Annotated in this window: 15 protein-coding genes; 8 read left to right on the plus strand and 7 right to left on the minus strand. The window is 61.0% G+C overall.

The window, feature by feature from the left end:
- Positions 1-47: 47 nt before the first annotated feature.
- Positions 48-1,340 (minus strand): MFS transporter, encoded by a 1,293-nt coding sequence (locus tag AC1Q9F_RS18175; protein ID WP_085654378.1) that lies wholly within the window; start codon positions 1,338-1,340, stop codon positions 48-50.
- A 53-nt stretch (positions 1,341-1,393) separates the two neighbouring features.
- Here AC1Q9F_RS18175 and AC1Q9F_RS18180 point away from each other — a divergent pair, with 53 nt between their 5' ends.
- Positions 1,394-2,443 carry an FAD:protein FMN transferase gene (locus tag AC1Q9F_RS18180; protein ID WP_492620553.1) on the plus strand — a complete coding sequence of 350 codons (1,050 nt, stop codon included), beginning with the start codon at positions 1,394-1,396 and terminating at the stop codon, positions 2,441-2,443.
- A 196-nt stretch (positions 2,444-2,639) separates the two neighbouring features.
- Positions 2,640-4,034, plus strand: coding sequence for a Si-specific NAD(P)(+) transhydrogenase (sthA, locus tag AC1Q9F_RS18185; protein WP_007953019.1), 1,395 nt, complete (start codon positions 2,640-2,642; stop codon positions 4,032-4,034).
- 42 nt (positions 4,035-4,076) lie between these two features.
- On the opposite strand, the gene AC1Q9F_RS18190 is transcribed toward sthA, so the two are convergent.
- Together AC1Q9F_RS18190 and AC1Q9F_RS18195 are read right to left on the minus strand one after the other, a co-directional pair.
- Complete coding sequence (locus tag AC1Q9F_RS18190) at positions 4,077-4,799, minus strand: glycerophosphodiester phosphodiesterase (RefSeq protein WP_007953017.1); 723 nt, start codon at positions 4,797-4,799, stop codon at positions 4,077-4,079.
- A 14-nt stretch (positions 4,800-4,813) separates the two neighbouring features.
- Positions 4,814-5,395, minus strand: coding sequence for a PilZ domain-containing protein (locus AC1Q9F_RS18195; RefSeq protein WP_207983433.1), 582 nt, complete (start codon positions 5,393-5,395; stop codon positions 4,814-4,816).
- Positions 5,396-5,489: 94 nt separating this feature from the next.
- Between AC1Q9F_RS18195 and AC1Q9F_RS18200 the strand changes: the two genes are divergently transcribed.
- The 3 genes from AC1Q9F_RS18200 (at position 5,490) to AC1Q9F_RS18210 (ending at position 8,739) form a co-directional block, all read left to right on the plus strand.
- Positions 5,490-6,740, plus strand: a complete 1,251-nt coding sequence (locus tag AC1Q9F_RS18200) for a lipoprotein-releasing ABC transporter permease subunit (RefSeq protein WP_492620554.1) — start codon at positions 5,490-5,492, stop codon at positions 6,738-6,740.
- A gap of 7 nt (positions 6,741-6,747) precedes the next feature.
- Entirely contained in the window at positions 6,748-7,431 is a 684-nt protein-coding gene (lolD, locus tag AC1Q9F_RS18205) for a lipoprotein-releasing ABC transporter ATP-binding protein LolD (protein WP_162831788.1), read from the plus strand.
- 63 nt (positions 7,432-7,494) lie between these two features.
- Positions 7,495-8,739, plus strand: a complete 1,245-nt coding sequence (locus AC1Q9F_RS18210; protein ID WP_011335181.1) for a lipoprotein-releasing ABC transporter permease subunit — start codon at positions 7,495-7,497, stop codon at positions 8,737-8,739.
- Between the two features lie 124 nt (positions 8,740-8,863).
- Here AC1Q9F_RS18210 and AC1Q9F_RS18215 read toward each other — a convergent pair whose 3' ends face one another.
- Both AC1Q9F_RS18215 and AC1Q9F_RS18220 read right to left on the minus strand, forming a co-directional pair.
- On the minus strand, positions 8,864-10,201 hold the full coding sequence (locus tag AC1Q9F_RS18215) for a heavy metal sensor histidine kinase (protein WP_492620555.1): 1,338 nt from the start codon (positions 10,199-10,201) through the stop codon (positions 8,864-8,866).
- Positions 10,201-10,881, minus strand: coding sequence for a heavy metal response regulator transcription factor (locus AC1Q9F_RS18220; RefSeq protein ID WP_007951608.1), 681 nt, complete (start codon positions 10,879-10,881; stop codon positions 10,201-10,203). The genes AC1Q9F_RS18215 and AC1Q9F_RS18220 overlap by 1 nt, the downstream gene beginning before the upstream one ends.
- A gap of 154 nt (positions 10,882-11,035) precedes the next feature.
- On the opposite strand from AC1Q9F_RS18220, the gene copI reads away from it, so the two are divergent.
- On the plus strand, positions 11,036-11,569 hold the full coding sequence (gene copI, locus AC1Q9F_RS18225) for a copper-resistant cuproprotein CopI (protein WP_207983430.1): 534 nt from the start codon (positions 11,036-11,038) through the stop codon (positions 11,567-11,569).
- A 61-nt stretch (positions 11,570-11,630) separates the two neighbouring features.
- Positions 11,631-12,461, plus strand: a complete 831-nt coding sequence (gene queF / locus AC1Q9F_RS18230) for an NADPH-dependent 7-cyano-7-deazaguanine reductase QueF (protein ID WP_085608218.1) — start codon at positions 11,631-11,633, stop codon at positions 12,459-12,461.
- 63 nt (positions 12,462-12,524) lie between these two features.
- On the opposite strand, the gene AC1Q9F_RS18235 is transcribed toward queF, so the two are convergent.
- Together AC1Q9F_RS18235 and pcrP are read right to left on the minus strand one after the other, a co-directional pair.
- Entirely contained in the window at positions 12,525-12,788 is a 264-nt protein-coding gene (locus tag AC1Q9F_RS18235; RefSeq protein ID WP_179694268.1) for a DUF4404 family protein, read from the minus strand.
- 108 nt (positions 12,789-12,896) lie between these two features.
- Positions 12,897-13,517 carry an HAD superfamily inactivated hydrolase PcrP gene (gene pcrP, locus AC1Q9F_RS18240; protein ID WP_492620556.1) on the minus strand — a complete coding sequence of 207 codons (621 nt, stop codon included), beginning with the start codon at positions 13,515-13,517 and terminating at the stop codon, positions 12,897-12,899.
- 185 nt (positions 13,518-13,702) lie between these two features.
- On the opposite strand from pcrP, the gene AC1Q9F_RS18245 reads away from it, so the two are divergent.
- The gene (locus AC1Q9F_RS18245) at positions 13,703-14,392 is read left to right on the plus strand and encodes an MlaA family lipoprotein (protein WP_192561795.1); all 690 of its coding nucleotides are present in this window, start codon (positions 13,703-13,705) and stop codon (positions 14,390-14,392) included.
- The last annotated feature ends 259 nt before the right edge of the window (positions 14,393-14,651 follow it).

Here is a 14,651-nt window from a genome sequence, read left to right on the forward strand (position 1 = left end):
AACGCCCCGACTTAGGTCGGGGCGTTTTTGTTTGTGCGCGATTTGCCTTAGCGGGGGATAGCGGCTTGCGCCGTGCGCAGTTCGTGCCTGTTGCCACGGAACAGCACCAGCGTGGCGATCAGGCCCAACACGGCTGCGCCGCTGAGCCAGATCCCCGGTGCCGCCTTGTTGTCCAGCACGTGGATCAGATAAGTGCAGGCCGCCGGCGTAAAACCGCCGAAGGTTGCGGTCGCCAGGCTGTAGGCCAGCGAGAAGCCGGTCGTACGAACTTCCACCGGCATGATCTCGGTGAGCGCCACCACCATCGCCCCGTTGTACGAGCCGTAAAGGAACGACAGCCACAACTCGACGATCAGCAAGTGACTGAAGCTCGGATTCGCCACCAGCCACGACAACGCCGGATAAGCAGTCAGGATCGCCAGAATCGTCGCCGCCAACAGTAGGGGTTTACGCCCGACCTTGTCAGACACCGCGCCCATCACCGGCAGCCAAAAGAAGTTCGACAGACCGATGCACACGGTCACCAGCAATGCATCGAAGTCCGACAGATGCAATTCCGCCTTGCCGAACGTCGGCGTGTAGGCGGTGATCAGGTAGAACGACACTGTCGTCATGACCACCAGCGCCATGCCGGCGATGACGATGCCAAAGTTCTGACCGATCGAGCGCACAATTTCCTGCAGGGTAGGGCGATGTTTGCGCGCCTGGAACTCCGGGGTTTCCTCCAGCGAGCGGCGGATGACGAAAATCACCGGGACGATCATGCAGCCGATCAGGAAAGGTACGCGCCAGCCCCATTCGCCCATCTGCTCCGGGCTCAGCCAGTGGTTGAGGCCGACACCGAGCAAGCCGGCGAACACCACGGCCGCCTGCTGGCTGGCGGACTGCCAGCTGACGAAAAAGCCTTTGCGACCCGGCGTGGCGATTTCCGCCAGATACACCGACACACCGCCCAATTCAACGCCGGCCGAGAAGCCTTGCAGCAATCGGCCGAACAGCACGATCAGCGGCGCAGCAACGCCAAGGGTGGCGTAACCCGGCACGCAGGCAATCAGCACGGTGCCGGCCGCCATCAAGGCCAGCGTGATGATCAGGCCCTGGCGTCGGCCGTGACGGTCGATGTAGGCGCCGAGAAAGATCGCCCCCAGCGGACGCATCAGGAAGCCGGCGCCGAATGTCGCCAGGGAAAGCATCAGGGAAGCGAAGGCGCTGTCGGTGGGAAAGAAGGTCTTGGCAATGGCCGTGGCGTAGAAGCCGTAGACCATGAAGTCGAACATCTCGAGAAAGTTGCCGCTGACAACGCGAAAAATCGCCTTGCCTTTGCCGGTCGTGGAGGACATGGGTAGGTACTCACTCTAAATCTTGTAAGAAAGCGTTGCGCTCGTAGCTCATAATGGCCGGCGCGGTTTTGCGGGGAGATGAAGAATTGTTAACTGGACGGTGGGGGATTCTCGTGCTGCTGACCGGGGTTTTGTCCGGCTGCGGCAGCGGCGATTCCCTCGAGACTTTCGGCGGCCCAACGATGGGCAGCACCTATTCGATCAAGTACGTGCGCCACGCCAGTCTGCCTGCCCCGCAGGAGGTGCGTGTCGAAGTGGAAAAAATCCTCGCGGACGTCGACCGGCAGATGTCGACTTACCGCGCAGACTCCGACATCTCGCGCTTCAATGCATTGCCGGCTGATCGCTGTCAGGTCATGCCCGCGCCGATCCTTGAATTGATCCGCGTGGGCGAACAGCTTTCGCAACAAAGCGAAGGTTCCTACGACCTCACGGTTGAGCCGCTGATGAACCTATGGGGTTTCGGCCCGCAGGGGCGTGAAGAAAAAGTCCCGGATGCCCCGGCGCTGGCCGAAGTGCGACAGAGAGTCGGTCATCAGCACCTGCGCATCGACGGCGACCAATTGTGCAAGGATGCGGCGGTCGAGGTGGATTTCAACAGCATCGCCGCCGGCTACGCGGTCGACACCATTGCTGCGCGGCTTGAGACCCTGGGTATTCATGATTACCTTGCCGAAGCCACCGGCGAGCTCAAGGCATCCGGAAAGAAACTCGATGGTTCGCCATGGCGTATCGCTCTGGAAGAACCGCGTGACGATCAGCAGGTGGCAGAGCGCGTCATTAATGTCGATGGCTACGGTCTCTCCACCTCGGGCGACTACCGCAACTATTTTCAGCAGGATGGCCGGCGCTATTCCCACACCTTCGATGCCCGGACCGGTGCGCCCGTCCTACACGATCTGGCGTCGGTCACGGTAATTCATCCTTCAGCGCTGATGGCCGATGGACTATCGACGCTGTTGCTGATTCTCGGGCCTGAAAGGGCTTGGGACTATGCCGAAAAACACGACATTGGTGCATTCTTTGTGATTCGTGCCGATACAGGTTTCGTCACACGCACCAGTCACGCTTTCGAACGGCTCAGTGGCGCAAAAGTTGACTGAGAACAGTACGAAAGCTGGCGTTGTAGTGCAGGCAAAAGTAGCCTACGACGCGACCAAGGGTTAATGTGCGCGGCGTTGACGCTTCTATAGACTGTGTCCGGGTTTTCTACTGGCCCCCAATTGTTCCTTCGCGCCGTCATTCGGCGTGATTTAGCCGCCGGTGCTGCTGCACCGCGGCCTGTTCTGAGGAGTACGCATGGCTGTCTACAACTACGACGTGGTGGTGCTGGGTTCCGGCCCGGCGGGAGAAGGCGCGGCAATGAACGCCGCCAAAGCAGGGCGCAAGGTGGCGATGGTCGACAGCCGTCGCCAGGTCGGCGGCAACTGCACCCACCTGGGCACCATCCCGTCCAAGGCCCTGCGTCACTCGGTGCGGCAGATCATGCAGTTCAACACCAACCCGATGTTCCGTGCGATCGGCGAGCCGCGCTGGTTCTCCTTTCCGGACGTGTTGAAAAGCGCCGAGAAAGTCATTTCCAAGCAAGTCGCTTCGCGTACCGGCTACTACGCCCGTAACCGCGTCGACGTGTTCTTCGGTACAGGCAGCTTCGCCGACGAGCAAACCATCGAAGTGGTCTGCGCCAACGGCGTGGTCGAGAAACTGGTGGCCAAGCACATCATCATCGCCACCGGTTCGCGTCCTTATCGCCCGGCGGACATCGATTTCCACCACCCGCGTATCTACGATAGCGACACCATCCTCAGCCTCGGCCACACCCCGCGCAAACTGATCGTTTACGGTGCCGGCGTGATCGGCTGTGAATACGCTTCGATCTTCAGCGGTCTGGGCGTGCTGGTTGAACTGGTGGACAACCGTGGTCAGCTGCTGAGCTTCCTCGACTCGGAAATCTCCCAGGCGTTGAGCTATCACTTCAGCAACAACAACATCACCGTGCGTCACAACGAAGAGTATGACCGCGTCGAAGGCGTGGACAACGGCGTGATCCTGCACCTGAAGTCCGGCAAGAAGATCAAGGCCGACGCCTTGCTCTGGTGCAACGGCCGTACCGGTAACACCGACCAGTTGGGGCTGGAAAACATCGGGGTCAAGGTCAACAGCCGTGGCCAGATCGAAGTTGACGAGAACTACCGCACCTGCGTGCAGAACATTTACGGCGCCGGTGACGTGATCGGCTGGCCGAGCCTGGCCAGTGCCGCCCACGACCAGGGCCGTTCGGCCGCTGGCAGCATCGTCGACAATGGCAGCTGGCGTTTCGTGAATGACGTGCCGACCGGCATCTACACCATTCCGGAGATCAGCTCGATCGGCAAGAACGAGCAGGAACTGACCCAGGCCAAAGTGCCGTACGAAGTGGGCAAGGCGTTCTTCAAGAGCATGGCGCGTGCACAGATCGCCGGCGAGCCGCAAGGCATGCTGAAGATCCTGTTCCACCGTGAAACCCTCGAAGTGCTGGGTGTTCACTGCTTCGGTTATCAGGCGTCGGAGATCGTGCACATCGGTCAGGCGATCATGAACCAGCCGGGCGAACTGAACACTCTGAAGTACTTCGTCAACACGACGTTCAACTACCCGACCATGGCCGAAGCCTATCGGGTAGCGGCGTACGACGGCCTCAACCGGCTTTTTTGACGGGCTCCGGCCGGTGGCCTGAGCCGGCCGGGGAGACCGATTTCAGCAATTCCCGAGGGTGGCAGTGGCCAAACCGGGAAAGTCTGTAATCAGGCTGTCAACGCCGAAGTCGGCGAGTCTGCGCATCAGCGCAGGCTCGTTGACGGTCCACACTGAAACATGCAGCCCCTGACGCTGCGCCTTTTGCAGGCGTTCCGGCGTACACAGCGTCCAGTTCAACGCCAGAATCTCGCAGCCGTAACTTTGCGCGACCTTCAACGGGTCGAGCCAGGCGTATTCGGCCACCAGGCCGCGTGACACGTCGGGCACCAGATCCAGTGCAGCTTTCAATACTTCCCGCGAGCTTGAGGTGATCGTCACCTTGTCGAGCAGTCCGTGTCTGACCGCCATTTCACGGATCGCCAGCACGGTGGTTGCGGCGCGGGTACGTGAAGCGCTTTTGACTTCCAGCTGCCAGTGCTCGAAGTCGCACTTTTCGAACAGCTCTTCCAGCGTCGGAATCGGGCACGGCTTGATCCAGCCCGGGCCACCCTTGCGCGCGTCGTAGGTCACCAGATCGGCGGCAGTGTGCTCGACCACCTTGCCGCGACGGTCGGTGGTGCGCTTGAGGGTCGGGTCGTGGATGACCATCAGCTCGCCGTCCTTGGACAGGTGCAGGTCCAGCTCGCAACGGCGTACGCCGTGCTTGAGACATTCCTGAAAACTGCTCAGGGTGTTTTCCGGTGCTTCGCCCTTGGCGCCGCGGTGGCCGTAGATAAGGGTCACGGTTCTTCCTTAATTTAGATGCCTGATTCGTTCTGTTCGCGGGCCAGACGTCGTTCCTGGGCCTGCTTCTGCAAGATATAGCGGGCGAGCAACTGGCGCTGGGCGTCGGTCAGGTGTTCGAACTCGGTACCGACATCGTAGCCGTCGCCCTTGCGGTCGCAATGAGTCACACGGGCGCGCAGCAACAGGCCAAGCGCCTGGGGCATCAGCACCAGTTTCACCGACAAGTGGGCGCCGGTGGCAATCGGGGTCGGGTGCTGAAAGTCGATGCCGCCCTCGGAGATGATCACCGGTTGCGGCTCGCCGATATGGCCGAGCACGGTCAGGGCGATCACCTGGCTGAGCAGGTCGATGCGTTTGTTCTGGGATTTCAGGAACGCCGAGATGGCGCGGTCGCGTTCACTGATCTGGCGCAGCAGGTGCTGCGACTCGAATTCGCTCAGGTGCAATTCGCTGAGCAGGTTGAACAGTGGAGAAGCATCCTGCAACACTTCCTGGCCTGCGGCTTCGGGAGCGGACAGGGGCCGAATTTCCAGTGCGATCGTGTCCTCGATACGGTAGTATTCGCGGCGATCTTCTTCATCTAATGTCGACATGGCGAACCCATGGTAGCGGCGGTGGTCTGAGTGTAAAGCTGGTTATCGACCCCCGCCACAAGGACGTTCCTTTTCCCTCCGAACAAGCCCCGACATGTTCAGACCTCTCTTCGTATTTATCGGCACGCGTTATACCCGTGCAAAGCGTCGCAATCATTTTGTGTCATTCATTTCCCTGACTTCGATGATCGGGCTCGCCCTTGGCGTGGTCGTGATGATCGTGGTGTTGTCGGTGATGAACGGCTTCGATCATGAGATGCGCACCCGCGTGCTGGGCATGGTGCCCCACGCGACCATCGAGACCGGTGAAGCCATCAACGACTGGCCGAGCCTGGCCGCCAAGGTCAAGCAGAACCCGCAGGTGGCGGCCGTCGCGCCGTTTACCCAGATGCAGGGGTTGCTGACCAATAACGGCCAGGTGTCCAAGGTGTTGCTCAATGCCATCGATCCGGCGCTGGAGCGCAACGTCTCGATCATCGACAACTTCATGAAGCAGGGCAAACTCGACGATCTGACGCCGGGCAGCTTCGGCATCGTGATCGGCGACAAGGCCGCGACCAAGCTCGGCGTGGGCCTCGGTGACAAGATCACCTTCGTCGCGCCGGAGGTCAGCGTGACCCCGGCCGGGATGTTCCCGCGCATGAAGCGCTTCACCGTGGTCGGCATCTTCCATGTCGGCGCCGGTGAGCTGGACGGTTACCTGGGCGTCACCAACCTGCAGGATCTGGCGAAGATGCACCGCTGGAAGCCTGATCAGGTACAGGGCCTGCGCCTGAAGTTCGACGATCTGTTCCAGGCACCGCGTGAGGCATGGAACATCGCCCAGCGCCTCGGCGAAGACCGTTACTACGCCCGCGACTGGACCCGTACCCACGGCAACCTGTATCAGGCGATTCGCATGGAAAAAGCCATGATCGGCCTGCTGTTGCTGCTGATCGTCGCAGTGGCGGCGTTCAACATCATTTCCACGCTGGTGATGGTGGTGAACGACAAGAAGGGCGACATCGCCATTCTGCGCACACTGGGCGCCACGCCGGGCACGATCATGCGCACGTTCATGGTGCAGGGTACGGTGATCGGCGTGGTCGGCACGGCCATCGGCGCCGTGGTCGGGATCTTCGCCGCGCTCAACGTCAGCGCCGCGATTTCGGCCCTCGAAGGCGTGATCGGACACAAATTCCTCAACGCCGACGTGTATTTCATCGATTACCTGCCGTCGCAGGTGCAGAGCCAGGACGTGGTCATGGTCTGCGCCGCTGCGTTGGTCCTGAGTTTCCTCGCCACCCTGTATCCAGCCTGGCGTGCCGCGCGCACCCAGCCGGCGGAGGCGCTACGTTATGAGTGAGTCGGGCATGAGTGAAAAAGCAATCTTGAGCTGCCGCAACCTGGGCAAATCCTACGAGGAAGGCCCGGAGTCGGTGGAAGTGCTGGCCAACCTGCAACTGGAACTGCATCCGGGTGAGCGGGTGGCGATCGTCGGCAAGTCCGGTTCGGGCAAAAGTACCTTGCTCAACCTGCTGGGCGGACTCGACACGCCGACCAAGGGCGGTGTCTGGCTCGACGGTGAAGAACTGTCGGCGCTGAGCGAGAAGAAGCGTGGCTTGCTGCGTAACCGTGCCCTCGGGTTCGTGTACCAGTTCCACCACTTGCTGCCGGAATTCACCGCGCTGGAAAACGTCTGCATGCCGCTGCTGATCGGCAAGACCGCGATCCCGGAAGCGCGTCAGCGTGCCACGGCGTTGCTGGAGCGGGTCGGTCTGGGCCATCGCCTGGAGCACAAACCGGCGGAACTGTCCGGTGGCGAACGCCAGCGCGTGGCCATCGCCCGTGCGCTGGTCAACAATCCAGGGCTGGTGATGCTCGACGAGCCGACCGGCAACCTCGACTCCCATACCGCCGAAGGCATTCAGGATCTGATGCTGGAACTCAGCACTTCGATGCGCACGGCGTTTCTGGTGGTGACTCACGACATGAACCTGGCTCGCCAGATGGACCGCGTCCTGCAGCTGCAGGAAGGTTGCCTGACCCCCATTTGACGGCTTGAAACCCGGTGCCTGAAAAGGCATCGGGTCTTTTATTTTTATACGGTGCCCCAGCGAATGTTCAGACCGTTATCGATCTTTATCGGCACGCGCTATACCCGCGCCAAGCGCCGCAATCGCTTTGTTTCATTCATATCGATGACCTCGATGATCGGTCTCGCCCTCGGCGTGCTGGCGATGATCGTGGTGCTGTCGGTGATGAACGGCTTCCAGCGCGAAATGAGCTCGCGCATCCTCGGCATGGTGCCTCACGCGACCATCGTCGGCGTCAAGCCGATCGACGACTGGCAGCCAGTGGCCGCCGCCGCGATGAAGAACCCGGAAGTGACCGCCGCCGTGCCGTTCACCGAGATGGAAGGCATGCTGTCCTACAAGGGCATGATGCAGCCGATCCAGATCAGCGGCGTCGACCCGGCCCAGGAAGGCAAGGTGTCCATCGTTGCCCAGCACATTGTTCAGGGCCGTCTCGATGCCTTGAAGCCGGGTGAGTTCGGCGTAGTGCTGGGTGAAATCACCGCCCGGCGTTTTCGCCTCAATGTCGGCGACAAGATCACCCTGATCGTCCCGGAAGTCAGCACCGCACCGGGCGGCATCACCCCGCGCATGCAGCGTCTGAACGTGGTCGGCGTGTTCAAGGTCGGTGCCGAACTCGACGGTTCCATGGGCCTGATCCACGTCTCCGACGCCGCGACCATGCAGCACTGGGAGCCGAATCAGGTGCAGAGCGTGCGTCTGGCGGTGAAGGATCTGTACGCCGCTCCGAAGGTTTCGTCGGACATCGCCAGCGGCCTCGGCGCCGATTTCAAGGCTGACGACTGGACCCACACTCAGGGCAGCCTGTTCAGCGCGATGAAGATGGAAAAAACCATGATCGGCCTGTTGCTGCTGATGATCGTCGCGGTGGCGGCGTTCAACATCATCGCGACCCTGATCATGGTGGTGAACGACAAGGGCGCGGACATTGCGATCCTGCGCACCATCGGCGCCACGCCACGGCAGATCATGGCGATCTTCATGGTCCAGGGCACGGTGATCGGCATCGTCGGCACCATTATCGGCGGTGTGTTGGGCGTGATTGCCGCGCTGAACGTCAGTGAGATGGTGGGCTGGGTCGAGCGAGTGACCGGGCAGCACATCTTCAGTTCGGATGTGTACTTCGTCAGCAACCTGCCATCGGAATTGCAGGGCGGCGACGTGCTGCTGATCTGCTCGGCGGGCTTCATCCTCAGCTTCCTGGCCACGGTTTACCCGGCCTGGCGAGCGGCGAAGATCGAACCGGCGCACGCCTTGAGATATTCGTAAGCTTCAAGACCGCCTTCGCGAGCAAGCTCGCTCCCACGGTGTTATGGGGCGCCACACAGTTGTGTGGCGCGACTCAATACTTGTGGGAGCGAGCTTGCTCGCGAAAGGGCCGGCACTGCTGGCCTCAATCTTTGGGCAACTCAATCACAAACCGCGTCCAGCCCTGAGCCGATTCGCAATGAATCTGCCCGCCATGGGCCCGGATGATCGACTGAGTAATCGCCAGCCCCAATCCCGCATGCTCGCTGCTGCCTTCCTGGCGCGCCGGATCCGCCCGGTAGAACCGGTCGAACAAACGCGGCAACAACTCAGCAGAAATCCCTTCACCACTGTTCTCCACGGTCACCCGCAAGGATTTCGCCTGCTCGGCCACCCGCACGCGCACCTCGCCGTTGGCAGGGGTAAAGCGCAACGCGTTATCCAGCAGATTCGACAGCGCCCGACGCAGCATCGCGCGATCCCCCTCGAATCGCCCCGCACCGTCACGGCTCAGGCTGACCTGAGCGTCTTCGGCCAGCGGCGCAAAAAACTCCAGCAACGCATCCGCTTCCTCCGCCAGATCCAGCGGTTCACGCTTGGGCACCAGCAAACCGTGGTCAGCCTTGGCCAGATAAAGCATGTCGTTCACCAGCTGCGCCATCCATTGCAGCTCTTCAAGGTTGCTGTGCAGCGCTTCGCGATAGTCTTCGAGGGGGCGAGGGCGGGTGAGAGTGACCTGGGTGTGTGTCAGCAGGTTCGACAGCGGTGTGCGCAGTTCATGGGCGATGTCGGCGGAGAATGCTGACAGCCGCTGAAAAGAGTCATCGAGGCGTCCGAGCATGGCGTTGAAGCTGTGGGCCAATTCCGCGAGTTCTGCAGGCATCCGGGCTTCTGGCAGTCGGGCATTCAGCGATTGCGCCGAAATCCCCCGAGCTACGGCACTCATTCGTCGTAGCGGGCGTAAACCGCTGCGGGCAGCCCAGGCGCCGAGCAGCGCGGTGGCCAGCGCCGAAAGGCCGACGGTCAGCCAGATCAGATGCTGCATGCGTTGCAGGAAGTGCTGGTGGTGGGTGATGTCCAGCAGCAAGGTCAATTGCGGGGAATCGGGTTTTTCCGGTTCAAGCGCGGCGTTGAGCAGGCGATAGTCGGTGCCGTTGTCGTTGATGGTGGCCAGACCGGGTTGCTGCGGCAGGTTTGCCGGGGCGTGCAATGAGCGGCCGAACCAGCGCTGGCCCTCAGGGCTGCTGATGCGCAGCGAGACATCGCCCTGTTGGCTCAACTCATCGGTGATGTGCGCGGCGTCGCTTCCACTCAGCAGGGTTTGACGTACGCTGAGCAGTTTTCCTTCGAGCAGTTGCTGGTCGAGCTCGATGAAGTGGCCCTCGCTGGCCCGATTGAAAACGACCCCGGCGACCAGCGAAACCACTGCGGTACAGCCGGCGAACAGCAGCGCCAGCCGACCGCTCAAGGACAGTCGGCGCATCAGTCGGCACGCTCTTCAAGGACGTATCCCATGCCGCGCACGGTGTGAATCAGCTTGTGGGGGAAGTCGTCATCGATTTTCAGGCGCAGTCGACGAATCGCCACTTCGATCACATTGGTGTCGCTGTCGAAGTTCATGTCCCAGACCTGCGAGGCGATCAGCGATTTGGGCAGCACTTCGCCCTGGCGGCGCAGAAGCATCTCCAGCAGAGCGAACTCTTTGGCGGTGAGGTCGATCCGTTGACCGCTGCGTTCGACCCGCCGGCGAATCAGATCCAGGCTCAGGTCGGCAAGGCGCAGGCTGGTTTCCTGAGGCGTGGAACTGCCGCGGCGCAACAGGCTGCGCACCCGCGCCAGCAGTTCGGAGAAGGCGAACGGTTTGACCAGATAATCGTCGGCGCCCAGTTCGAGGCCGTGAACCCGGTCTTCCACGGTGTCCTTGGCAGTCAGAAACAGGATCGGCGTTTCCAGGCCGGCGCTGCGCACCGCTTGCAGGATCTGCCAGCCATTGCGACCGGGCAGCATCACGTCGAGGATCAGCAGCGCATAGTCGCCGCTCAACGCCAATTGCTGGCCGGTGGTGCCGTCGGCCACCAGTTCGGTGTTGAAACCGGCCTCGGTCAGGCCCTGGCGCAGGTACTGGCCGGTTTTGGGTTGGTCTTCGACGATCAGCAGTTTCATGGGCGGCTCGGGTTGCGGGAACGAGGACGTTATACCGTGGGTAAACGCGGTGAGCGCCAACCTGACAAAGTTGTAATCTCCCTGTCAGGTCGCTGCCAGCGCAGGCGGGCTAGAGTTTCCCACAGGCTGAACCTTGATTTGTTGGAGTACGACTATGTTTTTGCGCAACCGTCTGGCCCTTGCCGCGTGTCTGCTGGCGCTCAGTTCGCCGCTGTGGGCATCGCCGGCGCACACCTATGACTTCGGCCAGCCGGCCCCGGCGTCCAAGGCCACCCGCAGCATTGAAGTGGTGATGGGCGACATGAGCTTCGATCCGAAGGCGATCGAGATCAAGGCCGGTGAGACCGTTCGTTTTGTGCTGGTGAATAAAGGCCAGTTGCTGCACGAATTCAACCTCGGCGACGCAACGATGCATGCAAAACACCAGCAGGAAATGTTGCAGATGCAGCAAAGCGGCATGCTGACGCCGACCGGCATGAAGCAAATGTCCCACGACATGGCGGGCATGGATCACGGCTCGATGGAGCATGGCATGAAGCACGACGACCCCAACAGCGTGCTGGTGGAGCCGGGCAAGACCGCCGAGCTGACCTGGACCTTCAACAAAGCGGTGAATCTGGAATTTGCCTGCAACATTCCCGGGCATTACCAGGCCGGAATGGTCGGCAAACTGACTGTCAGTCAGTAAGCACTCAAAGGCGGGAGCAAAGGCTGGTAGAATCCGCTGATTCTTCAGTCAGGTTTCCGCCATGCATCCCGCAGCCGAACATTCGCCGCTGGGCAAATCCAGCGAATACATCGCCACGTACACGCCGTCCTTGCTGTTCCCGATCCCGCGCACCGCGAAATGGGCCGAGCTGGGCCTGACCGCCGAAACCCTGCCGTATAAAGGCGTGGATTTCTGGAACTGCTTCGAGCTGTCGTGGCTGCTGCCGTCGGGCAAACCGGTGGTGGCGATCGGTGAATTCAGCATTCCGGCGGACTCGCCGAACATCATCGAATCCAAGTCGTTCAAGCTGTACCTGAACTCGCTGAACCAGACGCCGTTCGCCGATATCGCGAGCCTCGAAGCGACGCTGGTCAAGGACTTGTCCGCTGCTGCCGGCAAACCGGTGGGCGTGCGGGTTCGCAGCCTGAAAGACGTCGAAGCCGAGGGTGTTGTAGCGTTGCCGGGTGTGTGCATCGACGATCTGGACATCAGCGTCAGCAACTACGAGCATCCGCGTCCCGAGCTGCTGCGCTGCGACGATTCGCGCGTGGTGGAGGAGAGCGTGCACAGTCATCTGCTCAAATCCAACTGCCCGGTGACCAGCCAGCCCGACTGGGGCAGCGTGGTGGTGGAATACCGTGGCGCGGCGCTGGATCACGCCAGCCTGCTGGAATACATCGTCAGCTTCCGTCAGCACTCGGACTTTCACGAGCAGTGCGTGGAGCGGATCTTCCTCGACCTGCAGCGCCTGCTGAAACCGGAAAAACTCACGGTGTTCGCGCGTTATGTGCGCCGGGGCGGGCTGGACATCAACCCGTATCGCAGCACTGAAAGCGTGCAACTGCCGAACCATCGTCTGGTTCGTCAGTAACCCGTATCGCGGACATGAAAAAGCCCTGCCAGTGATGGCAGGGCTTTTTTGCATTCGCGGGTTTCAGATACCCATGCTGACCAGGGAGTTCATGATGTTGCGCAACGTTCCGGCGATGGCGGGGTGTTCGAGTTCGAAGCGATCAACTGCCAGATTCACTCCGTCAGCGATGCTGGAATCCTGGGTCTTCGTTTCCAGTTCAAGTTCCAGTTCGATCTGTTCCATCAGTGCATGTAGATCAGCGCGCTCGGCTTCGGTCAGCGGAGGATTTTGATCCAGTTGCTCGCGCAGGGCATTGAGCTGTTTTTGCAGTTCTTGAGCGGGCATGGTTGTTTCCTTTTATCGAGAGGCACTGGCATAGACCGCAGCCGTGCGCCAAAGGTCTATGGCTCTCCTTAAGACTAATCCACTCTGGGCCAACCTGCATGATCCCGGTCAGGGCTTTTCGCCTTTGAGACGACGCAGGCTGATGTCCGCCAGACAGGTGTCGAGCTCGCCCAGATGATCGATCACCGAATGCACGCCCAAGCCGAACAGCTGCACCGTCGCCTTGCCGCGCAGCTGTTCGCGCTCCTTCTGGCTCAGGGCTTGCCATTCGCTCGGCGCCAGGCCGCACAGCGAGCCGCACGACGCCAGGCCAATGGTCCAAAGCCCCGCGTTCAGACCCGATTGCAGCAGGCGCGGTTCGCCGCTGACCAGCACGCAACCGTCGAGGCGATCGACATTCAAACCCATCAGCGCTTGCCAGCAGGCATTGGGCGCCGGCCATGGATTGATTGTTGCCGAATGTTGCGACGGTTTGATCCAGTCAGGCAGTGTCGATGACAGTACTTGAGTGCAGGCCGTGGACAGCTCATCGAGCCAGGCGCAGGGGATTTGCTGGCGTTGCAGGCTGCGCAGGCTGTCGAGGGCGCCGGGTGTGACGTCGGCGTGTTCCGGGCCGACGCTGGTGTGATGACGGGCGCGGGCGCCGAAGTCCACCAGACAGCCGCTGAGTCCGAACAGCACGGCGGTCAGCGTCGGTGCCGCGAGGGGCAAGGCTTCGGCTTGAGGCATGGAAAACGTCCCTGAAATAGCGATCAGGCTAGGCAACATCGGTGACAGTTGCATGACAGGCGAATGACGAAGCGTCCTACAGAGGGATTCACCGGGGAACTGCCTAAAGCAGCATTTCCGTCTTATACTGACGCACTTATCGTCGCGGCCCAGGTGCTGCGTCCGTACTATCCAAGGAGTTTTCTATGCGCTGGAGCCATCCTCTTGCTCAGCTTTGTGTATGTGCCAGCGTGATGCTGGTGCCGTTCGCCGCTCAGGCCGCAACGGAAGAAGACCCTTGGGAAAGCGTCAACCGTCCGATCTTCGAGTTCAACGATTTCGTCGACACCTATGCGCTGAAGCCTCTGGCGCAGGGCTACGAATTTGTTACTCCGCAATTCCTGGAAGACGGCATTCACAACATGTTTCGCAACGTCGGTGATGTCACCAACCTGGCGAACAACATTCTTCAGGCCAAACCGGCCGCCGCAGGCGTCGACACCGCGCGCCTGATCTTCAACACCACGTTCGGCCTGCTCGGTTTCTTCGACGTCGGCACCAAAATGGGCCTGAACCGCAGCGACGAAGACTTCGGCCAGACCCTCGGCTACTGGGGCGTCGGCAGCGGTCCTTACGTGATGCTGCCGCTGATGGGGCCGAGCACCCTGCGCGATGCGCCGTCCAAGTACGTCGACAGCTACACCGGCCCGTACCGCTACATCAACGATGTGCCGGTGCGTAACTCGATTTTCGGCCTGAACATCGTCGACACCCGCGCCAGCCTGCTGTCGAGCGAGAAGCTGATCAGCGGCGACAAGTACACCTTCATCCGCAACGCCTACCTGCAGAACCGCGAGTTCAAGGTCAAGGACGGGCAGGTTGAAGACGATTTCTGATCTCGATTGATCGGCAGAAAAGGGCGACCGCGAGGTCGCCTTTTTTGTGGGCGCGTCCAATGATTGGGTTACGGTTGAAGCCGTTCTTATAACTGCGAGTGATTTGACAAACAAAGTCTCCAAGCGACCATCGGCGCATGCTTGAAACGCTCGAAGGATGGGAGTACCGTCTGCGCCTTAGAAGGGCACCTCTGGTGCAACCGTGTGCGGGGCAAACGCTCCGAAGCGGTGCAGCAGAGAGGCTAGAAAGCGAATCCAG

The sequence above is a fragment of the Pseudomonas sp. GW823-FHT04A03 genome, from assembly GCF_058796615.1.